This is a genomic window from Oceanobacillus sp. FSL K6-2867, from assembly GCF_037963145.1.
GTDB lineage: Bacteria > Bacillota > Bacilli > Bacillales > Amphibacillaceae > Oceanobacillus.
On the sequence record NZ_CP150144.1, the window covers coordinates 2,625,998 to 2,646,696 of the forward strand.

Here is a 20,699-nt window from a genome sequence, read left to right on the forward strand (position 1 = left end):
GGGAATGGCTGTCGGCTATTTTTGCCAAATAGAAAGACAGCAGTAACGGCTAACCTATTAAATAAATAGAAACAACGATCCAGGTGAAACTTTATGTTACATAAAAAAAAGATTATCATTGTTATTTTCCTTATAGCAAGTTTAATAAGCATTTTTCTGTTTGTCCCAGTTAGTACCGCGCTCGTTTTTTATGAAGAAAACACAAATCAGCTTGAGGCATTTAAGCCGATTGAAATAGGTGACAAATTTCAGATCATTTTTACACATTCCATTCATTTAACAGATGTTGCAGAAAAATATATCGTTACAGAAAACCTGGATATAAAACAATACGAAATCATCTTTGAGGAATTTGGTATTGGCATGCCTGCAAATGCAGGGGAAGGTGAAACCTTTGTCTATGAAGATGGAAAATACCATATAAAGAATTTAGACAATTACTTTGCTTCCATGAAAATTCGTAATGGAAAAACCGTTTCGGAAAATCGATTTTTGTGGGAGACAAACACAGGAGAGGAGCATATGGTCTGGTTTAATGATTATTTTGATCCTGGTGATTGGTTTACAGTGAAGGTAGAAAAAATCACACTATGGGAATATCTGAAAGGAGTGAAGATCCATGAGTGAAAACAAAGAGCCAAAGCAGCTAACGCTGGAAGAACAACAGGAACTCATGCAAAAATATGATGCTGAATCAAATACTCGGAATGTCGGTGGCTTGATCGCTAAAGTAATCTTTTTTGTATTAATTGCATTCTCCCTATTTCAGATTTATACAGGGGTTTTCGGGCAATATACAGCTTACATTCAACGAACGGTCCATCTAGGCTTTGCATTAACACTTATCTTTCTATTATTTCCCGCCCGGAGAAAAACAAAAAGGCAGACAATCCCTTGGTATGACTATGCCCTTTCATCATTGTCCATTGTGGTCTGCGGTTATTGGCCTGTGTTCTATGATTCCTTAGTTCAACAGGTAGGCGGCATTGACGGCATTCAAGTAATTATTGGCGGGATTGCAGTACTATTGGTTTTGGAAGCTGCCAGAAGAGCTGTTGGGATGCCGATAACAATTATTGCTGGATTGTTTCTTGTTTATGCTATTTTTGGACCCTATATGCCAGGAATCCTAGCACACCGCGGGTTGAGTTTTCAGCAATTAATTCAATCCATGTTTTTTACAACAGAGGGTATTCTTGGTACTCCATTACAAGTATCTTCTACGTATATTTTCTTATTCTTATTATTTGGCGCCTTTCTCGTCCAAACAGGAGTTGGAAACTACTTTAACGACTTGGCGATTTCGATTGCTGGCCGTCGGGTTGGCGGACCTGCAAAAGTTGCGATTTTTTCCAGTGCACTGAATGGAACAATTTCTGGAAGCTCTGTAGCAAATACGGTTACTACAGGCGCATATACGATACCGATGATGAAAAAACTTGGTTATAAGAAAGATTTCGCAGGAGCAGTAGAAGCGGCTGCATCCACTGGGGGACAAATTATGCCGCCAATTATGGGCGCGGCAGCATTTCTTATGATTGAGTTTGCGGGAGAAAGCTATTGGAATATCGCAAAGGCAGCAACAATCCCGGCTATTCTCTATTTCTCCGGTATTTGGATTATGACACATTTTGAAGCAAAGCGAATGGGCCTTCTTGGATTACCGAAGGAGGAAATCCCAAGTAAAATATCTGTACTAAAAAAAATACATTTATTACTGCCAATACTAGCAATTGTTTACTTTTTATTTATTGGTATAAGTGTTGAACGTGCAGCAATTTATGGAATTATAGCGACCATTATTGTAAGTTTGTTTCGAAAGGATACACGAATTACACCGAGTAAGTTTATTGTTGCACTGGAGTCAGGTGCGCGAACAGCGCTGGGAGTTGCAGCAGCCACGGCCTGTGCCGGAATTATAGTAGGGGTCGTTACAAAAACCGGTTTAGGTTTAAAATTAGGAAATGGTCTTGTCAGCATAGCTGGAACCATTGCAGGCTCACCTGAAATTCAGCTGATGCTAACTTTGTTCTTCACAATGATTACGTCGATCATTATTGGAATGGGTTCTCCGACAACAGCAAATTACATTATTACATCAACAATTGCTTTACCGGCAATCATTGCATTAAATGGAGAACTGGATGTAGCAATTCCTGTTTTAGCTGCACATATGTTTGTGTTCTACTTTGGAATTGTTGCAGATATTACACCGCCAGTGGCACTCGCGGCCTTCGCAGCCAGTGGGATATCTGGGGGAGATCCGATTCGTACAGGAGTAAATGCATCAAAGCTGGCGATTGCGGCTTTTATCATACCGTATATGTTCGTACTTAATCCGACGCTATTAATGATAGAAGGAAGTTTTGTCGATATTGGCTGGTCACTCATTACGGCTATGATTGGAATGATTGCTGTTGGAGCAGGCCTTATCGGGTTTTGGTATCGTAAAATTAACGGCTTTGAAAGGATTATTTCAGTTATTACTGGGTTGCTGTTAATGTATCCAGAAGGCTATTCCGACACAATTGGCTTTATTGCTTTCGTATTATTAGTAGCTATTCAAATTATGACAAAAGGTAAAGGCCAAGATAATCAGCGTGGAGATCTGAAAAAAGCAGGATCTGCGGGATAAAAGCCAATATAAAGGTGATCAGAATTTTATCTGATCACCTTTCTTTGATTTCTCATGGCAATGCGCTATGCTTAACCTATGATGATATAAAATAGAAAGAGGATTAACATAATGAAGCAGTATGATTTTACAGAAGGGAATATATTCAAGCAATTAATCTGGTTCTCCTGGCCGATTATGTTTACGAATTTATTGCAAACATCCTATCAGCTGATCGATAGTTTGTGGGTCGGTAATTTGCTCGGTGCAAACGCTTTGGGAGCAGTAGCAGTATCAGGCACAATTTTGTTTACAGTACTTTCCTTTATAATTGGTTTAAATAATGCAGCACTTACTATTTTGTCCCAGCAAAAAGGGAAAGATAATGAAGCCGGATTAAAGCGGTATTTAAACGCATTTGTTGTTATTTTAACAACGATAGCAATTGTGCTAGGTGCAATAGGATATTTTTTCTCAGAACATTTTTTAAGCCTGCTTGGCACACCGGAAGTTATGATAGAACAAGCAAATGCTTATTTGCAAATTAACTTTCTTGGGATTCTATTTCTGTTTGGCTATAATTTTATTAGCACAGTTCTCCGCGCATTAGGGGATAGTAAAACGCCGGTTCGCTTTGTTATGATAGCTGTTGTGCTAAATACGGTGCTTGATCCAATATTTATAAGTGTGTTTAATTGGGGAGTAGAGGGTGCCGCATATGCAACGGTAGTTTCACAGGGAGTGGCTTTTCTATATGGTTTGATATATATTTTATCTAAAAAGCTTGCACCGTTTAGTGTACCAACATTACCTAATAAAGCTGAGGTTGGTTTGATTTTAAACCTTGGAATTCCATCTGGGCTGCAAATGTCCGTTATTTCAGCAGGGTCTGCAGCAATTATGAGTGTTGTCACGGGTTTTGGCGGTGGCGCTGTTGCAGGATTTAGTGCAGCACAACGCTTGGATAGTTTATTGATGCTGCCGGCACACGCTCTTAGTACGGCGGTCAGCAGCATGGCAGGACAGAATATCGGCGTTAAAAACTGGTCCCGCGTGCAACGAATTGCGAAGTATGGAGTGTTGTATAATTTCTCCATTATGCTGGCGATTGGTATTGTCGTTGTATTTTTAGCTGAATATGGTGTCAAACTGTTTATTCGGGATGAAACAGCAGTCGAGTTCGGTAAGACGTACTTACAAATTATTGCTTTGTGCTACCCGTTTTTAGGTATTAATTTTATTCTAAATGGAATTGTTCGTGCGGCAGGTGCGATGTATCAAGTGCTTGCACTGAATATTATTTCATTTTGGGTTTTGCGGTACCCATTAACTGTTTTATTTTCAAAGGTATTTGGTGAAGTTGGAATAGCAATTGGAATGGGAGCAAGCTTTGTGATTAGTAGTGTGATTGCTGGTGGTTACTACCGCTTTGGTAAATGGCGGGAGAAAGAATTGTTCAAGAAGGCGAATTGATAATGGAGTAAAGCGATGAAACAATTATGGAAGCTTATAAGTATTGGAAGCATTTCAGGTATTATACTGGGTATATTTTTGAAGCTAGTGGAACGAAGTACTGGAGAAACTGTTTATGTTCTTTTATTAAATGTTGATTATATTCCTGTTATAAAGGATTGGAATATGCAAGAGGCTGCTGAATTTGGCCTTCATTTGGTTGTTTCTGTTTTACTTGTACTATGTATCTATTATTTATTTAAAAGATACAAGCTTCAAAACCAAATGTTGCCTTATATAATTGTAAACATCGTGATTGGATATTTTCTCTTTTTTACAACACAATTCTCTGATCGAACCCCAGATTTGGCTGATAAGATGGCATTTTCATTTTGGATAATTGGACATCTTATTTATGGTTTAATTGTCTGGAAGCTCGTAAAGTTTTTGCTAATGGAAAAGGAAAGATAACGTATGAAGCTAAAAAGAAAACTGCGTAAAATAATAAAGCAAATCGTTAGTGTTACATTTATTTTAATTGGCGTATTTTTACTATTATCATTTTTAACATTTGAAAAACAAGGTGATTTCAATATTACGCAGTCACCATCAACCTTAATCAGTGAGGAAGTTCGGAGCTATAAGCCATTGATTGAAACCTATGCAAAAAAGTATGACGTAGAAGATTATGTTGATGTTCTGCAGGCAATGATGATGCAGGAATCAGGGGGAAGAGGCGATGACCCGATGCAGTCCTCGGAAAGCTACTGTGGAAAGATTGGATGTATTAAAGACCCTGAGATTTCTATTAAACAAGGAGTCTATTATTTTGCCCAGACTTTAGAGGATGCAAATGGTGACCTGGAACTGGCAATTCAATCGTATAATTTCGGACGCGGCTTTATCGAATATGTTCACGCAGAGTCGGAAAGTTATTCACAGGATATTGCAATTGCATTTTCCCAAGAAATGTATGAGAATGCTGCTGATCCATCGGTATATACATGCAAGAGGGAAGAAGCAAAACAGTTCGATGCTTGTTATGGTGATATATACTATGTCAGGTCTGTTATGCAATATAAAGATGTACTAGCTCCTGAGTGAAGAATAATGTAGAAACTGGTATGATTATAGAAAAGATAGAAATCGAATTAAGCAGATAAAAAAGTGTAAAACTATCTTATCTTCATCAGTGCAACTAAGCCAGTCACCAAAAGCTTTGGTGATTGTCAAGTTTTCTGAAAAACGTACACAATAGGAGGAATTCAAATGGTAAAAGCAATTCAAACTGAAAAAGCACCAGCAGCAATTGGCCCGTATTCACAAGCAATTCAGGCAGGAGACTTTGTTTATGTGTCAGGACAAATTCCGATTGATCCAAAATCAGGTGAAATCGTTGATGGTATTGCAAGCCAGACGAAACAAGTACTTGAAAATTTAAAAGCAATTTTGACAGAAGCAGAGAGCGATTTTTCCCAAGTCGTTAAGTTTACGATTTATTTAGCCTCCATGGATCACTTTGCTGAGGTAAATGAAATTTATGGCAGCTTTTTAACAGAGCCATATCCGGCAAGAGCAACTGTTGAAGTGAGCCGGCTGCCAAAGGATGTTTTAGTAGAAATGGATGTCATAGCATATACCAAATAAGCAGGTCTGCTTTTGAATGCTTGCACTGCAAGGGGATAACTTATAACGAAATGTCCTTGAACAAACATGGGAGGAATCTACTTTGGAAAACTTCACGTACCATAATCCGACGAAATTAATTTTTGGCAAAGGGCAGCTGGAGAAGCTGGCAGATGAAATAAGACCTTACGGCAAGAGCATTTTAATTGTATACGGCGGGGGCAGCATTAAGAAGAATGGTATATATAATCACGTGATGAAAGAGCTTGATAAGCTCGGAGCAACTGTTTATGAATTGCCCGGTGTAGAGCCGAATCCACGTATATCAACTGTTCGTAAAGGCGTAGCGATCTGTAAGGAACACCAAATTGATTTTCTGCTCGCAGTTGGTGGGGGCAGTACAATTGATTGTACAAAAGCGATTGCTGTTGGAGCAAAAACAGATGTGGATATGTGGGATATTGTGACAAAGAAAGAGCATGCACACGGAGCATTGCCATTTGGTACTATTCTTACATTGGCAGCAACAGGATCCGAAATGAATAGCGGCTCGGTTATCACAAACTGGGAAACCAATGAGAAGCATGGCTGGGGAACATCATTTACCTATCCTGTATTTTCCATTTTAGACCCAGTACATACATTCACTGTGCCGCGTGACCAGACGGTTTATGGTATTGTAGATATTATGTCCCATGTGCTTGAACATTATTTCCATCAAACGCCGAACACACTGGTGCAAGACCGTTTTTGTGAATCCATTTTATTGACCGTCATGGAAACAGCACCGAAATTGCTTGATAATCCAGAGAGTTATGACCATCGGGCAACAATCATGCTTAGTGGTACTTTAGCACTGAATAATATGCTGAACATCGGATACCGGGGCGATTGGGCGACACATAATCTAGAGCATGCGGTATCTGCAGTGCACGACATTCCTCATGGAGGAGGGTTAGCGATATTATTTCCGAATTGGATGAAGCATGTATTGGATGAGAATAACGCCTCACGCTTTAAGCAGTTAGCAGTTCGTGTATTTGGTATAAGTACAAGAGGTAAGTCAGATCAGGAAATTGCATATGAAGGTATTGAGAAGCTTCGGGAATTTTGGAATTCTATCGGGGCGCCAGCATCGTTGGCCGACTATGCTATTGATGAGAGCACGGTTGAACTAATGGCTGATAAAACGGTTAGTGCGAACACTGAATATGGCAACTTCAAGCGATTAACTAAAGAAGATTCGATTACGATATTCAATGCTAGCTTAACCGAATAATCTCAACTATTTCCCAGGAAATATTTTGTCATATAAAGTAGAAAAAGAACTGGCATATCATTGATAGATAGCCAGTTCTTTTTTTATTTCCTCGCGTATTTTCTCCAAGCATTCTTCAGGAGTCTTACCGAATACGCGTTTATTATTTACAAGTGCATACGGTCTTACACGACATAATCCGCAAAATGATAAACAATCATTCATTAGCACTGCTACTTCAGGAAATTCTGATTCAATAATTTCCTCTATATTTAAAGTAGTGATTGCATTACCGTCACAAACTTCGACAACGACTATACCCATTGCTATCACTTTCTTTCTATAAATATTAAGACTTAGTTAGTTTTAGCATATTTGGGTCTGGAAATCAATTATTCTGTTTTGTTCCATCCAGTTAAGCTCTTTATGCCGATTATCTTGATGAGAAGGAATGGGCATGTTCAGGTGAATCTTCGCTTTTATACCAAGCCACAAGCATAATGATACCACTAGCAATAAGCAATAAGCTTGTTATCATGAATACAGAGGAAAATCCCCATGCAGCAGCAATTAAGCCGCCTAGAGCTGGACCAATTATATTTCCAAGGAAGCGCAGGCTCGTATTATAGCCCAGCACTTCTCCTTGCATCGATAATGGTGCTTCCTGACGGATGTATGCAATTCGGAGTGGAACAATACCCCCAATTGAAACCCCAAGTAAGAATCTTAGGACAACAAGCTGCCAGATGTTCGTTACAAATGCACCTGGAAAATAGACAATTCCCGCCATAAATAAAAGGATAATTAATATCTTAATATGGCCAACACGGTCTCCGATTTTTCCCCATCTTCTGGACATGAGGAGATTTCCTAAACCGGCTGCCGAAAAGGCTAAACCTGCGAAGAAAGCAATATTAACTGGTCCGTGAATTTCTGCAACAAATAAAGAAAGTATTGGTTGCACACTAAAATGTGCAATCTGCACCAATGTTGAAAGCAGCATCACAACAAGCAATACTGGCTTATTTAAAATATGCTGCAATACTTCTTTGCTGCTATACGATTTAAAGTCACTTTTATCTTTTGCAATATTAATTTGCAATTCCTTGATTCCAAACATTACAAGGAACCCGGAAATGAATATAGTAATGGAAACCCATTTAAATGTGCTTGAATAGCCAAATAGATCTGCTAATGAACCGCCGAGCATTGGTCCCATTAAAGCTCCAGTAATGCTTCCGGTTTGAAGTGTACCGAGCACTTTTCCTGCGACCTCTTTTGGTGTCTGTACAGATATAAATGCTTGGGACATCGGAATAAATCCAGTTACAATACCCATAAACAATCGCAATAAAAAAAGCTGCCATACAGATGTGGCAAACCCCATTAAAAATACCGATAGTCCAATCCCGAATGCAGAGATAATTAAAATGTTCTTTCTGCCATATTTATCTCCTATTCTTCCCCATATTGGAGAAAAAATAAATGCAGCAATGAATGTTACTGCAAACGTTAGCCCCGACCAGGTTTGTACATAGGAGTCGGAGAAGTTCCCCATTGAATCAATATATAAGGAGATAAATGGAATTACCATTGTCATACTACCACTAACAAAAAAGTTGGCGAACCACATAATAGCTAAATTACGTTTAGCCGCTTGGTCAGTATCTATGATTCCAAAAACCTTCTTTCTTTAAAATTATTTCGATACTCTAAATATACACCAATACGAAATAAATTTAAAGTTATCTGCTCACTGTTCCATATTGATTCTGAAAAAAGATGTTCAAAATTAGTATCAGGCGTTATAATAGATGGTGTGAACCTTCATTTAATTGAAGGTTCACTGAAAGTTGGCAATCCCGCAGACAATGGGAAGGAATCCGAACTTTACGGGTTGTGAATTTGGATAAATTTACTGGACAAACTCTGGAAGATTACAGGAATGAGAAAAAAGGAGATATATAAATATGAAACTTAATGGAAAGATTGTTCGTTTGTCACTGCTGACGCTAGCGTTATTTATTGCATTTGCTATGCCAGTATCAGCAGCATCGAATACGATTCTTATTTATGGAGAAAAGTTAAGTGATTCACAGCGTGCTCAAGTCAGGGAAGCATTGGATATTTCAGATACAGACACATTCGAGGAGCATGACGTTACTGGACAAGATTATGCAGATTTTATCAATGGAAATCCCAATTCCAACATGTATTCTTCTGCAAGAATTCTTTTGGAAAATGAAGGCACTGGACTAACCGTTAATATTGTTACTCCAGAAAATATAACCGAAGTAACGGCTTCGATGTATGAAAATGCACTGCTTACTGCTGGTGCAGAAAATGCAACAGTAGATGTTGTCTCACCAGTCAGGGTTAGTGGGCATTCAGCACTAACGGGGATTTATAAGGCATACGATGTAGTGGGAGAAGAACTTGATAAGGAACGGATGGAATTAGCCAATGAAGAACTGAATGTAGCAACAGACCTTGCTGAGAATGAAGATGTTACCCAAGAAGAAGTAAGCACATTATTAACTGAAATCAAACAGATGATTGCTGAGCAAAATCCGGCAACAAAAGAAGATGTAGAACGAATTGTCAGCGAGCAATTGGATAAATTAGAAATTCGTTTAAGTGATGAAGATCGGCAATTGCTTGTAAATCTTTTTGATAAAATGCGTGATTTAAACATTGACTTTGGAGCGGTGAAAAATCAGCTGGAGGATATTGCTAATTCAATTGCGGATAAAGCGGATGAATTAGGACTGGATGCAAGCTTCTGGGAAAAGGTTGCTAATTTCTTCAGTGAACTATTCCAATCGCTTAGCGACTTTTTAGGTGGTTTATTTAAATAAACTAGATAATAACTTTCAATAGAGAAGGAAAGTAGTTTTGTAAAAGAAGCTGCTTTTCTTTTTTTGTGTCTATTTACCCGTTATGTAATAGAAAAAAACGATAATTTGAGTCTTTTGTATCAAAAATATTACGGAATGTAACAAAAATATGAAAATAGTAATCCTTGTAATAGACTCTTAAACGTCCTGTAACTGTATTTGTAGTTTTACTGTGGTACGATAGGCAATGTCAGAATTTAAGGAGGTACATCAGATGAAAAAACTAGTAGCAGCACTCGCTGCAGGTATTTTTATTGCTGGCGCGGCTACAACAACAGTTTCAGCTGAAGAACACGAAGTACAAAAGGGAGAAAGTCTCTGGGAGATTGCAGATAAATACGATACAACCGTTGAGGAGTTAACTGAAATAAATGATTTAAAATCTACTGTCATACACCCTAAGGAACTACTGTTTATTAACAACATATATTCAGTAAAGCAAGGGGATACATTGATCAGTATTGGAAAAGAATATGACATAACAGTAGATGAATTAAAGGAATGGAATGATCTTAAAAACGATATCATTGTTATCGGACAAGATCTAAAAATAAATGGTGTAAATGTAAGTCAGGAAGATTCAGAACCAGCTGAGACTACAGAAATATCAAATCAGGAAAATGAAGCAGAAAAACAAACAGAAGAAAAACAAACAGAAGAAAAGCAAGCTGAAGTTAAATCAGAGCAAGTGGAAGAGAGTTCAGAAGAAAGCCCTAATGGGGAAACTATTTCTGTAACGGCAACTGCCTATACAGCTAAATGTGATGGCTGTTCTGGGGTTACGTCTACAGGAGTGGATTTAAATGCTAATCCTAATGCCAAAGTAATCGCTGTAGACCCGAATGTAATACCTTTAGGTTCAGAGGTCTACGTTGAAGGCTATGGTTATGCAACAGCAGCTGATGTTGGTGGGGCGATCAAAGGTAATAAAATCGACCTTCATGTCCCAACAAAAGAAGAAGCAATTAACTGGGGTGCACAGGAAGTTGACGTAACTATTATTAAATAATTGTTAGCCCGCAGCAATAAATAAAAAGGAAAGCACTGTTATTATGTGCTTTCCTTTTTTTGCGGATAAAAAAACATGTAATTTCCTGATTTGCATATTTTTCATTATAATAAACTCAATCATCATTTCATAATTAAAGTTGTATTTCGGTGGAGTGATTTGATTCTTCAATTACTTCATTTGGTTTATTGTTTAATTCTGCATATCCTGCTATTCCAATCGTAAGAATAATAATAACGAATAACCCCAGTAAGATCTTTCGCATGCGAGCTTCCTCCAAGATGTTAAATTTCTATTTACTAGTATAGTAGAAATGGAGTAAAACTACTATAGGAAATTACAGTAAAATAATAATTAGCGAAAAATATCTAATTAAATTGGGAAAGCGCATAAAAATATGTAAGCGTTCTTATGGTAAGCTGTATGTGGAAGTATTAAAGTGCTTAAGGAGGCGTTTTGTCATATGACCAGTAAAACATTAGACAGCTTTTTACATGATAGTATTCAAGATTTAAAGCAGCGTGGGCTATACAATGAAATTGATACAGTTGAGGGAGCAAATGGACCTGTTATACGGATTCGGGGAAATGAGCTAATTAATCTTTCGTCTAATAACTATCTTGGCCTTGCGACAGATGAACGTTTAAAGCGAGTAGCAAGAGAAGCAATAGATTCATATGGTGTTGGTGCAGGAGCAGTTCGTACCATTAATGGCACGCTTAATCTCCACATTACATTAGAGGAAAAAATCGCTGCTTTTAAAGGAACAGAGGCAGCCATTTCCTACCAATCTGGGTTCAATTGTAATATGGCTGCTATATCAGCAGTGATGGATGAAAATGATGCGATTTTGTCAGACTCTCTTAATCATGCATCCATCATTGATGGCTGTAGGCTTTCCAAGGCAAAAATAATTCGTTTTGAGCATTCAGATATGGATGATTTACGTCGGAAGGCTAAGGAAGCAACGACGTCTGGCAATTATAAGAAGGTAATGGTTATTACAGATGGTGTCTTTTCAATGGATGGTGATATTGCCAAGCTCCCGGAAATTGCGGGAATTGCAGAATCCTATGATTTAATAACGTATGTAGATGATGCACATGGCTCTGGAGTCACTGGAAAAGGTGCCGGTACAGTTAAACACTTTGGTTTACAGGATAACATAGACTTTCAAATGGGAACACTTTCAAAAGCGGTTGGAGTAGTTGGTGGCTATGTAGCAGGAAAAGCAAACCTGATTGATTGGCTAAAGGTACGCTCACGTCCATTCCTGTTTTCGACAGCTGTATCTCCAGCAGATGCAATCGCTAGTGCAAAGGCAATTGAATTGCTTATGGAAAGCACGGAATTAAATGAAAAGCTTTGGGAAAATGGAGATTATTTGAAAGAGGGCTTGAAGCAATTAGGCTTTACGATAGGAAACAGTGAAACACCTATAACCCCATGTATTATCGGGGACGAGAATGCTGCACAGCAATTTAGTAAACGGTTATTTGAAGAAGGGGTTTATGCAAAATCAATCGTGTACCCAACAGTGCCACGTGGTACAGGACGTGTTAGGAATATGCCAACAGCAGCACACACAAAGGAAATGCTAGATATATCGGTAGCTGTGTATGAAAAAGTAGGAAAAGAAATGGGCTTGATTTAAGTACGAGATGTGAATCTGCATAGAGGGGAATTATGCGATGAAAAAGATTCTGGTTACTGGTGCTTTAGGTCAAATTGGCTCCGAGCTGACAGGAAAATTACGAGAAATTTATGGGACTGATCAAGTAATTGGAACAGATATACGGAAATTTGATGGGATCGATGAACAAGGACCATTTGAAATAATGGATGTTACCGATATAGAACAAGTTGTGAATGCAGTTAAAAAGCATGGTGTAGATACGATTATGCATCTGGCAGCACTTTTGTCGGCAAAAGCAGAAGCATTTCCGAAAGTCGCTTGGAATATTAATATGGGAGGATTGCTCAATACATTAGAGGTTGCAAAGGAATTTAAATTACAATTTTTTACACCGAGTTCAATTGGTGCTTTTGGTCCCACAACACCACGGGATAACACACCGCAAGATACGTTACAGCGGCCAACGTCAATGTATGGTGTTAATAAAGTAGCTGGTGAGCTTTTATGTGATTATTATTACCAGCGGTATGGGGTAGATACAAGAGGGGTCCGTTTTCCAGGATTGATATCTTACGTGGCTCCGCCAGGTGGTGGTACAACAGATTATGCAGTTGAAATCTATTATGAAGCGGTAAAACATAATGCGTATGAATCCTATATTGCTGCAGGCACCTATATGGATATGATGTATATGCCAGATGCATTAAATGCGATTGTTCAATTAATGGAAGCAAACCCAAATAAATTAATTCATCGAAACGCTTTCAATATATCGGCAATGTCTACAGATCCGGAGGATTTATCGAAATCGATTCAAAAGCAGCTGCCGGATTTCAAACTGACGTATAAGATTGATTCGGTTAGACAGCAAATTGCTGACAGCTGGCCAAATTCAATCAGTTCTCAGGCGGCAATAGAGGAATGGGGATTTAAGGCAGAGTATGATCTGGATCGTATGACAGTTGATATGCTCGATAAGATAAGAAAGAAATCATATAGCTAAAGAAAAAAATAAGAGAAGACGTCGTCTTAGGATATCTTCTCTTGGTATTTTACGCATACATTTCTGCAATTTGTTTTTGCAGTTTGCGATCTTGTACGTATTCGTCATAGCTCATCTCTTTATCGATAATACCTTTTGGTGTAATTTCGATTAAACGATTTGCAATACTGTTAATGAATTGATGGTCATGTGATGTAAACAGAATGGACCCTTTAAATTTAATCAATCCATTGTTCAATGATTGAATCGATTCTAAATCTAGATGGTTGGTCGGTTCATCAAGCATTAGTACGTTTGCGTGTGAAAGCATCATTTTCGACAGCATACAACGTACTTTTTCACCACCAGATAGCACATTCGCCTTTTTCAGTGCTTCTTCACCGGAAAACAGCATTCTTCCTAAAAATCCGCGTAAAAATGTTTCTGTCTCATCTTCTGGAGAATATTGACGAAGCCAGTCAACAAGGGTTAAATCCCCATTTTCGAAGTATTTCGAGTTATCTTTAGGGAAGTAAGATTGAGATGTTGTAACACCCCAATGATACGTACCTTCGTCAGGATCCATTTCACCTGCTAAAATTTTTAATAAAGTCGTTTTGGCGATATCATTTTTTCCAACGAGGGCAACTTTATCATCTTTATTCATCGTAAAGCTGATATTGTCTAAAATTTTTACCCCTTCAATCGTTTTGCTTAATCCCTCAACACGCAATAGATCATTTCCGATTTCGCGTTCAGGTGTAAAAGCAATGTACGGGTATTTCCGGGAAGATGGTTTAATATCATCCAACGTAATATTATCGAGCATTTTTTTACGAGATGTTGCCTGCTTCGATTTTGATGCATTTGCACTAAATCGAGCGATAAAGGCTTGCAGCTCTTTAATTTTTTCTTCCTTCTTTTTGTTGGCATCCTGTGCCATTTGCGTAGCAAGCTGACTGGATTCATACCAGAAATCATAGTTTCCAATATAAATTTGGATTTTTCCATAGTCAACATCAGCGATATGCGTACATACTTTATTTAAGAAGTGTCTGTCATGAGATACTACGATTACCGTGTTCTCAAAGTTAATTAAAAATTCTTCCAGCCACTGGATTGCTTGAATATCAAGTCCGTTTGTCGGCTCATCGAGCAGCAGAATATCTGGGCTGCCAAATAACGCTTGTGCAAGTAAAACTTTTACTTTCTGATCAGCAGTAAGCTCTGCCATCTTCATCGTATGAAGCGATTCTTCAATGCCAAGACCTTTTAGCAATACAGCAGCATCTGATTCAGCTTCCCAGCCGTTCATCTCAGCAAACTCGCCTTCCAGTTCTGCTGCACGCATACCATCTTCCTCTGAAAAATCAGCTTTCATATAGATAGCATCTTTCTCTTGTTTAACTTTATATAGTTTTTCATGTCCCATTAAAACCGTATCAATCACTTCATGGTCCTCATAAGCAAAGTGATCCTGCTTTAATACAGCAAGTCGTTCGCCAGGAGACATAGAAACGTTCCCTGACTGTGCTTCAACTTCACCAGATAGCACTTTTAGAAAAGTCGACTTTCCCGCGCCATTTGCACCAATCACACCATAGCAGTTTCCAGGAGTAAACTTAAGGCTTACATCTTCAAACAGCTTTTTATCACCATATCGTAAACTAACGTTAGTAACAGTTATCATTCTGGGTCTTTTCCTCCAATAAAATAAATAGTAATCATGGTAAGCTTACGTTATTTGACGCAATTTTGCAAGAACCCGACAGCATGATTTACAAATTGGTAATGTTTTGTAGGTTTTCTATTTCATTGTTCTATAATATGCTATATTAATAGGAAGTTACTATTGTAGACCATTCACCTATGGACAACTTTTGCTTGTTTGCACAGACGATATAAAAAGCGAACTAATGTATAATGATGGATTATGTGTTTCCTTCGCTAGAATTGTCTCACCTCCTATTACTAGCATAGTTTATCGAAACGTTAATGTTGCACTAACCAGTTCGGGAGAGTGTAGGGCGGTGATTACTGCACATATTTTGCCAGTAAGCTAAGCGGCAGTTTCTTTTACATCCGAGCTGAATACAATGTAACCAGGAATTTGGAAAGCGTGGAGAATATTAGAAGTCGATTGAAGCTTTTATTTGTTCAAAATTTATATACCGATTCACACCGTAAAAGTGGCAACATGAAAAATAACTTGTATATTTGTCCATTTTTTGTAATAGTAGTACAAAAGACTATTAGAAAACTTGGCATTCGCTAAGCTTTCAGGCGAATGCCTTAGTTGCACTTATGCAAGTAGGAAAGCTTTATGCTTTCCTACTTGCCAAATAAAAAATCAATTTGTTTATCGCCCATAAGTGGAAAGGAGGGGAAGGCATGGGTGAAAGGATTATTTATTTCCTTTTTACCGATACAGGCAGTTATCTGTCAAAAGCAATAAATTTTTATACGAAGAAGTCATTAAACCATGTCTCTATCGGTTTTGATCCGCAATTGAAGGAATTGTATAGCTTTGGAAGAAAACAGCCGAGAAATCCGTTTATCGGCGGATTTATTAAGGAAGACATTCATAGTGAATTTTTAAAGCGTTCTACCTGTGAGCTATACAGTTTTAAAGTTACGGAAGAAGAATATGAAGGCATTCTTCTTAATATAAAAGAGATTGAAGCAAAGAAACAGCTTTATAAATATAATTTCATTGGTTTATTTGGTGTTATGTTTGAAGTAGAGATTAATCGGAAATTCGCGCTATTCTGTTCCGAATTTGTGGCCACAGTACTGCGGGATATGAAGAGGTTTCAATTTGGGAAGCCGATTAGCTTTATTACACCAGCAGATATTCGAAGCTACCCAGGAATGCAGCTCATATATAAAGGCATTCTTGGTGATTATTCAGAACAGAAAGAGCCAGAAAAAGTAATACAAGACCAAGCGGTAACGAAGCAATCATTTATTTTTCTAATATCTTCCCGATTTAAGCGCTTGGGTTTAAAATAAACAAAAAAGAACCATCTACAAATGTAAATGGTTCTTTTTGCTATTTAACTGTAAACTAAGAGCGAGTGTGGTGCCCCTTTGAATTTACCATGGACCGAGCATTTCCAATCCCAGTGTTTCATAAGGAACTTTTAACCGAAATGCAATATTGTTTGCTTCCAGGTCAATGTTTTCAACTGCAACTTGAAAATTACTGCGGATGTCCATATCTGTAACAGCCACATAAATTTCTTGCTCTTGCGGATTGACAGTAACCCAATCTGGCATTGGAAGTAAATCAGCCATATATTCCATGATCTTTTTGTTTGGGAGTTCTAATAACCCAACTGATATGGATTTTTGTTTTAATACAAGGTCACCGTTTTCCTGAACCAATGGTTCCAAATGAACGGAAAGTGGGACTGTGGTTGAAAATACAGGCAGTTCCCCGATTAAATGGACGTCTTCATCTAGTGAGATACGATAGTAATGCTCTGAATCCCCAAGTAATTGTTCAATATATGCATTGACAAGATTATTCAGATTCTGTTTGGAAGTTCGTATAATAAACTCAGAGCTTTCTTGATCGCCATGCCCATTGCGGACAGGCACTTTATTTTCCGGAACAGGTCCAAATAAGAGTGCGAGAAGCACTGCAATAACAATACCATTAAAAATCAGTAAGCCGTAGAAAGCCTTTTTCCATTTGTTATTTTTCAAACGCTGTTTTCTATCTGACATAGCGTTCATCCTTATCTTCTAGACGTAATATAGTCAAGTACTCGTTCGGCTATTAAATAATAGCCTTCATAATTTGGGTGAAAATTGTCTTCGGCAAACAGGTTGGTGTTTGTCACTTTAAATAAATCTTCTGTTGGAATAAAGGTAATATTTTCATATTCACTGGCAATGCTGCTGCTTGCAGTGTTCCATTTACCAACAATTAAATCGAGCTCTTTAATATCTTTAAAATATTTTTTAAAAGGGTTATAAAAGCCGACAAGGTATATATGAGTGTCTGGATTTAATGCAGTAATCTTATCGAATATTTGCCGAATTCGGGTTTCATAGTCTTCCATTTCAGCAACAAAGTCATCGATAACGAGGTGCATAATGTTTTCTCTCGCTATCTTCATAATATCATTTGCACCAATCGTAATCAGTACTAAATCAGAATCCGCAATTGCATCACGTATTTCTTGCTTCTCTAAACGCTTAAGCAATTGATCTGTCCGGTTTCCCCGCTTGCCGAAATTATCAATTTCTACTGTTTGTAACCCATCATTAATTGTTCTTTCTAATATTCCAATATAGCCGCCTTGCTCCGTTTCATCCCCAACGCCTTGGGTGAGTGAATCCCCGATGGCAACAATCTTTGTTTCCTGATTGCTGAAGAAACTAACTGTACTCTGTAGTGCTCCAGATATACTTGGTGGTAATCCAGGTTGTTTTGTTTCTTTCTCTTGTTCTTGTTTCTCTTCATTAGCATCCGATTTATTGTCCTCGTCCTGTTCTTTTTGTTCTTGTTCCATATCATGCTCATGCTCAGTTGCAGGCTCCGTAATTGTCTTCTGTGACTGCTGCATAAAATAAACCATTGCAAATCCAATAACTAAAAGGGAAAGGGCTATATAAACATACTTTTTCAAGTTCATCACACCTATGCAGTTATCTCTTAATATAATATGGAAAAAAGGCTAATTTGTCCGCTTTATAATTATTCGAAGAGGATTTATAAATTATATACCCTTTCAATCATCCTGTAAAAATTAAGTTAAAGAAAATCATCTGAAGTTCTTCTGTTCTTTATATGTAATGCTCGTTTCCCACCATTTCAAGGCGGTAGTTGTTGTTATTGTGAGCATTTTTTTAGAATACATCCTTTATAAGTTTAATCAATAATATAAGAAGTTAAACTTGAAGTTGTTCTCAATTACACACCGTTTTTATTACATGGTAGATATAGACTTCACAGAATGTAGTTCAAGAAGCGTCGGGTCACCCTAAGGTGCGCGAAGTGTGTTTCTGTAGCGGGTATACGCACAACCCATAATTGCACATTAATCCAAATCCATCGTTTCTTTTAAATACGACAATAACGAAAATAAAAGCTTAATTAAAAAATCGCCCTCTGGATAGAAGGCGATTTAAATTTTGGTTTGCTCTCTTTGGGTATATTCCCATTTCGATGAAGAAGTAAACCTGATCGGTATAATTGTTAAACTGTAACAGTATTTTGCGTGTTATTGCTACGAAGCTGAAGTGCTAATGTAGCTGGATTGACTTCCGTAACAATAATTCCCGCAGCATTTGCATGCTGAACTGTTTGATTTGTGCTTGCAGCTCCCTCAGCGAAAATAAACTTGATTTCTTTATTTACCAACTGTTCAATAACTGCTGCTGGCAGTTCTTTATTGTTAATCCATAATGCATCAACAGGAGATGTAATTACAGATAATTCATTGGCAGGATCATTTTCTACAGGCACAATCTCAAAGCCAAGTTTTTCTAATGATTTCGTTTCATTCTGATCAATACCGATGCAAGCAATAATCTTTTTGCGTACACCTTCAGTGCGATCAAATGGAGAAGAAAGCAAGCCGTTAATTGCATTGTCATCGGATTGTTGTGCTTCTTGATTAACTCCTGTTGCTTTACCAATTGCCTGCTCTAAATCTGCCAGAACATCTTCCACAGCTTCTAACCCAACCGACAAGCGGACGAGCTCTTCGGATACACCACTTTTCTTCAAGTCCTCTGCACTTAGTTGCTGATGTGTCGTTGAAGCAGGATGAATAATTAAGGATTTGGCATCTCCGACATTTGCCACATGTGACCATAGCTTCACATTGTCGATTAGTTTTCTGCCTGCATCACGACCGCCTTGGATACCAAATGTAATAATGGAGCCATACCCGTTCTTGAAATATTTCTTAGCAAGATTATGGGATGGATGTTCCTTCAAGCCAGGGAAGTTAATCCATTCCACTGCTTTATGTTTTTGTAAATAGGCAGCTACTTTTTCTGCATTTTGATTGTGTCTTTCAATTCTTAGATGAAGTGTTTCCAGTCCTTGCAGGAATAAAAACGCACTTTGCGGACTCAAGCATGCACCGATATCTCGCAATAATTGAACACGCAGTTTTGTAATAAATGCTGTTGGTCCAAGATCCTTATATTTTAAGCCGTGATACGTTTCATCAGGCTCCGTGAATCCAGGAAACCGATTGTTATTCCAGTCAAATCTTCCGCCGTCAACGACAACTCCACCAATTGTTGTACCATGACCGCCAATCCATTTTGTTGCGGAATGAATGACTATATCAGCGCCCCAAGTGAGTGGTTTTGCGATATAAGGAGCAAATGTATTATCAATAATTAATGGAATGCCATGAGCATGCGCAATGTCAGCAACAGTTTCAACGTCAAAAATGTAAAGGCTTGGGTTGGTGATAACTTCACCGAATATAGCTTTTGTTTTATCGGTAATTGCAGCTTCAAATTCTTCTGGTTTTGTACCATCGACAAATTTTACTGTAATTCCGTAGCGTGGAAGAGTTGCTGCAAAAAGATTGTACGTCCCTCCATATAAGTTGCTGTCCGCGATAATTTCATCTCCAGCTTCCGCGATATTCAAGATTGCTAGTGTAATAGCAGCCATTCCAGACGATGTTGCTACAGCACCAACTCCATCCTCCAGCTGGGCAACACGCTGTTCGAATGCATCAACGGTCGGATTCATAATACGAGAGTATATATTACCTGGTTCTGCTAAACCAAATAAGTTTTGAGCGTGCTCTGTATCGCGAAAAACATAAGAAGTTGTTTGATAGATTGGAACAGCACGTGCACCTGTAGTTGGATCAGGCTGCTGCCCTCCATGAAGTAATACCGTTTCTGGCTGAAATTGTGACATAATAAAAATCCTCCTTAAAATGTTATATGTTCTTGAAGAGAGATAACGAAAAAGCCCTCTTCCTAAGAAGAGGGCGTATGTACGAACCGTTCCTCCTCTTATCTACCAGGCTTTTAACCTGTAGGATTTAGCACCGTTACAAGCAAGTTAATGCCTTAAGGTTGCTGGGCTTCATAGGGCCTATTCCCTCCGCCACTCTTGATAAGAGATGTTGCATTATTTAAGTTATTGTGAGTATACAATGAATTTTATTTTCTGTCAATGCTGTTTTCTGAAAAGTTTAAAACAAACTGGCTGTATGTTTAAGATTAACCAGAT

The 20,699-nt window shown here is 38.1% G+C and carries 19 protein-coding genes and 1 riboswitch; of the genes, 12 read left to right on the plus strand and 7 right to left on the minus strand.

The window, feature by feature from the left end:
- The first annotated feature begins 93 nt into the window (after positions 1 to 93).
- From NSQ77_RS12875 to NSQ77_RS12905, 7 genes are all read left to right on the plus strand, one after another.
- Entirely contained in the window at positions 94 to 627 is a 534-nt protein-coding gene (locus tag NSQ77_RS12875) for a DUF1850 domain-containing protein (RefSeq protein WP_339226422.1), read from the plus strand.
- Positions 620 to 2,635, plus strand: coding sequence for a TRAP transporter permease (locus tag NSQ77_RS12880; RefSeq protein WP_339226423.1), 2,016 nt, complete (start codon positions 620 to 622; stop codon positions 2,633 to 2,635). The genes NSQ77_RS12875 and NSQ77_RS12880 overlap by 8 nt, the downstream gene beginning before the upstream one ends.
- A 111-nt stretch (positions 2,636 to 2,746) precedes the next feature.
- Positions 2,747 to 4,087, plus strand: a complete 1,341-nt coding sequence (locus tag NSQ77_RS12885) for an MATE family efflux transporter (RefSeq protein WP_339226424.1) — start codon at positions 2,747 to 2,749, stop codon at positions 4,085 to 4,087.
- Positions 4,088 to 4,102: 15 nt separating this feature from the next.
- Positions 4,103 to 4,537 carry a hypothetical protein gene (locus NSQ77_RS12890; RefSeq protein WP_339226425.1) on the plus strand — a complete coding sequence of 145 codons (435 nt, stop codon included), beginning with the start codon at positions 4,103 to 4,105 and terminating at the stop codon, positions 4,535 to 4,537.
- Between the two features lie 3 nt (positions 4,538 to 4,540).
- Positions 4,541 to 5,170 (plus strand): lysozyme family protein, encoded by a 630-nt coding sequence (locus NSQ77_RS12895; protein WP_339226426.1) that lies wholly within the window; start codon positions 4,541 to 4,543, stop codon positions 5,168 to 5,170.
- Between the two features lie 165 nt (positions 5,171 to 5,335).
- Positions 5,336 to 5,713 (plus strand): RidA family protein, encoded by a 378-nt coding sequence (locus NSQ77_RS12900; protein WP_339226427.1) that lies wholly within the window; start codon positions 5,336 to 5,338, stop codon positions 5,711 to 5,713.
- 82 nt (positions 5,714 to 5,795) lie between these two features.
- Complete coding sequence (locus NSQ77_RS12905; RefSeq protein ID WP_339226428.1) at positions 5,796 to 6,971, plus strand: iron-containing alcohol dehydrogenase; 1,176 nt, start codon at positions 5,796 to 5,798, stop codon at positions 6,969 to 6,971.
- Between the two features lie 57 nt (positions 6,972 to 7,028).
- On the opposite strand, the gene NSQ77_RS12910 is transcribed toward NSQ77_RS12905, so the two are convergent.
- Positions 7,029 to 7,274 carry a DUF1450 domain-containing protein gene (locus NSQ77_RS12910; protein WP_339226429.1) on the minus strand — a complete coding sequence of 82 codons (246 nt, stop codon included), beginning with the start codon at positions 7,272 to 7,274 and terminating at the stop codon, positions 7,029 to 7,031.
- 109 nt (positions 7,275 to 7,383) lie between these two features.
- Positions 7,384 to 8,583, minus strand: a complete 1,200-nt coding sequence (locus tag NSQ77_RS12915) for an MFS transporter (RefSeq protein WP_339226430.1) — start codon at positions 8,581 to 8,583, stop codon at positions 7,384 to 7,386.
- 337 nt (positions 8,584 to 8,920) lie between these two features.
- On the opposite strand from NSQ77_RS12915, the gene NSQ77_RS12920 reads away from it, so the two are divergent.
- Together NSQ77_RS12920 and NSQ77_RS12925 are read left to right on the plus strand one after the other, a co-directional pair.
- Positions 8,921 to 9,808 (plus strand): DUF1002 domain-containing protein, encoded by an 888-nt coding sequence (locus NSQ77_RS12920; protein WP_339226431.1) that lies wholly within the window; start codon positions 8,921 to 8,923, stop codon positions 9,806 to 9,808.
- 253 nt (positions 9,809 to 10,061) lie between these two features.
- Positions 10,062 to 10,856: a LysM peptidoglycan-binding domain-containing protein gene (locus tag NSQ77_RS12925; RefSeq protein WP_339226432.1), complete on the plus strand. Its 795-nt coding sequence runs from the start codon at positions 10,062 to 10,064 to the stop codon at positions 10,854 to 10,856.
- 133 nt (positions 10,857 to 10,989) lie between these two features.
- Here the strand turns inward: NSQ77_RS12925 and NSQ77_RS12930 are convergent, their stop codons facing one another.
- A complete protein-coding gene (locus tag NSQ77_RS12930) occupies positions 10,990 to 11,121 on the minus strand; it encodes a hypothetical protein (RefSeq protein ID WP_339226434.1) in 132 nt (43 codons plus the stop codon).
- 198 nt (positions 11,122 to 11,319) lie between these two features.
- On the opposite strand from NSQ77_RS12930, the gene NSQ77_RS12935 reads away from it, so the two are divergent.
- The gene (locus NSQ77_RS12935) at positions 11,320 to 12,510 is read left to right on the plus strand and encodes a glycine C-acetyltransferase (RefSeq protein ID WP_339226435.1); all 1,191 of its coding nucleotides are present in this window, start codon (positions 11,320 to 11,322) and stop codon (positions 12,508 to 12,510) included.
- A 37-nt stretch (positions 12,511 to 12,547) separates the two neighbouring features.
- On the plus strand, positions 12,548 to 13,495 hold the full coding sequence (locus tag NSQ77_RS12940; protein WP_339226436.1) for an NAD-dependent epimerase/dehydratase family protein: 948 nt from the start codon (positions 12,548 to 12,550) through the stop codon (positions 13,493 to 13,495).
- A 49-nt stretch (positions 13,496 to 13,544) separates the two neighbouring features.
- Here the strand turns inward: NSQ77_RS12940 and NSQ77_RS12945 are convergent, their stop codons facing one another.
- Entirely contained in the window at positions 13,545 to 15,164 is a 1,620-nt protein-coding gene (locus tag NSQ77_RS12945) for an ATP-binding cassette domain-containing protein (RefSeq protein WP_339226437.1), read from the minus strand.
- A gap of 701 nt (positions 15,165 to 15,865) precedes the next feature.
- Here NSQ77_RS12945 and NSQ77_RS12950 point away from each other — a divergent pair.
- Positions 15,866 to 16,486 (plus strand): hypothetical protein, encoded by a 621-nt coding sequence (locus NSQ77_RS12950; protein WP_339226438.1) that lies wholly within the window; start codon positions 15,866 to 15,868, stop codon positions 16,484 to 16,486.
- A gap of 84 nt (positions 16,487 to 16,570) precedes the next feature.
- Here NSQ77_RS12950 and NSQ77_RS12955 read toward each other — a convergent pair whose 3' ends face one another.
- The 3 genes from NSQ77_RS12955 to NSQ77_RS12965 form a co-directional block, all read right to left on the minus strand.
- Positions 16,571 to 17,206 carry a YpmS family protein gene (locus NSQ77_RS12955; protein WP_339226440.1) on the minus strand — a complete coding sequence of 212 codons (636 nt, stop codon included), beginning with the start codon at positions 17,204 to 17,206 and terminating at the stop codon, positions 16,571 to 16,573.
- An 11-nt stretch (positions 17,207 to 17,217) separates the two neighbouring features.
- Entirely contained in the window at positions 17,218 to 18,120 is a 903-nt protein-coding gene (locus tag NSQ77_RS12960; RefSeq protein WP_339226441.1) for an SGNH/GDSL hydrolase family protein, read from the minus strand.
- 563 nt (positions 18,121 to 18,683) lie between these two features.
- A complete protein-coding gene (locus tag NSQ77_RS12965; RefSeq protein WP_339226442.1) occupies positions 18,684 to 20,381 on the minus strand; it encodes an O-acetylhomoserine aminocarboxypropyltransferase/cysteine synthase family protein in 1,698 nt (565 codons plus the stop codon).
- Positions 20,382 to 20,476: 95 nt separating this feature from the next.
- Positions 20,477 to 20,589: riboswitch (SAM riboswitch) on the minus strand.
- Positions 20,590 to 20,699: the final 110 nt, after the last annotated feature.

Bases quoted from the DNA above. Each gene is read 5' to 3' on its own strand.
- NSQ77_RS12875 (WP_339226422.1), top strand. From the start codon at position 94: ATGTTACATAAAAAAAAGATTATCATTGTTATTTTCCTTATAGCAAGT.
- NSQ77_RS12880 (WP_339226423.1), top strand. From the start codon at position 620: ATGAGTGAAAACAAAGAGCCAAAGCAGCTAACGCTGGAAGAACAACAG.
- NSQ77_RS12885 (WP_339226424.1), top strand. From the start codon at position 2,747: ATGAAGCAGTATGATTTTACAGAAGGGAATATATTCAAGCAATTAATC.
- NSQ77_RS12890 (WP_339226425.1), top strand. From the start codon at position 4,103: ATGAAACAATTATGGAAGCTTATAAGTATTGGAAGCATTTCAGGTATT.
- NSQ77_RS12895 (WP_339226426.1), top strand. From the start codon at position 4,541: ATGAAGCTAAAAAGAAAACTGCGTAAAATAATAAAGCAAATCGTTAGT.
- NSQ77_RS12900 (WP_339226427.1), top strand. From the start codon at position 5,336: ATGGTAAAAGCAATTCAAACTGAAAAAGCACCAGCAGCAATTGGCCCG.
- NSQ77_RS12910 (WP_339226429.1), bottom strand. From the start codon at position 7,274: ATGGGTATAGTCGTTGTCGAAGTTTGTGACGGTAATGCAATCACTACT.
- NSQ77_RS12915 (WP_339226430.1), bottom strand. From the start codon at position 8,583: ATGTGGTTCGCCAACTTTTTTGTTAGTGGTAGTATGACAATGGTAATT.
- NSQ77_RS12920 (WP_339226431.1), top strand. From the start codon at position 8,921: ATGAAACTTAATGGAAAGATTGTTCGTTTGTCACTGCTGACGCTAGCG.
- NSQ77_RS12925 (WP_339226432.1), top strand. From the start codon at position 10,062: ATGAAAAAACTAGTAGCAGCACTCGCTGCAGGTATTTTTATTGCTGGC.
- NSQ77_RS12930 (WP_339226434.1), bottom strand. From the start codon at position 11,121: ATGCGAAAGATCTTACTGGGGTTATTCGTTATTATTATTCTTACGATT.
- NSQ77_RS12935 (WP_339226435.1), top strand. From the start codon at position 11,320: ATGACCAGTAAAACATTAGACAGCTTTTTACATGATAGTATTCAAGAT.
- NSQ77_RS12940 (WP_339226436.1), top strand. From the start codon at position 12,548: ATGAAAAAGATTCTGGTTACTGGTGCTTTAGGTCAAATTGGCTCCGAG.
- NSQ77_RS12945 (WP_339226437.1), bottom strand. From the start codon at position 15,164: ATGATAACTGTTACTAACGTTAGTTTACGATATGGTGATAAAAAGCTG.
- NSQ77_RS12950 (WP_339226438.1), top strand. From the start codon at position 15,866: ATGGGTGAAAGGATTATTTATTTCCTTTTTACCGATACAGGCAGTTAT.
- NSQ77_RS12955 (WP_339226440.1), bottom strand. From the start codon at position 17,206: ATGTCAGATAGAAAACAGCGTTTGAAAAATAACAAATGGAAAAAGGCT.
- NSQ77_RS12960 (WP_339226441.1), bottom strand. From the start codon at position 18,120: ATGAACTTGAAAAAGTATGTTTATATAGCCCTTTCCCTTTTAGTTATT.
- NSQ77_RS12965 (WP_339226442.1), bottom strand. From the start codon at position 20,381: ATGTCACAATTTCAGCCAGAAACGGTATTACTTCATGGAGGGCAGCAG.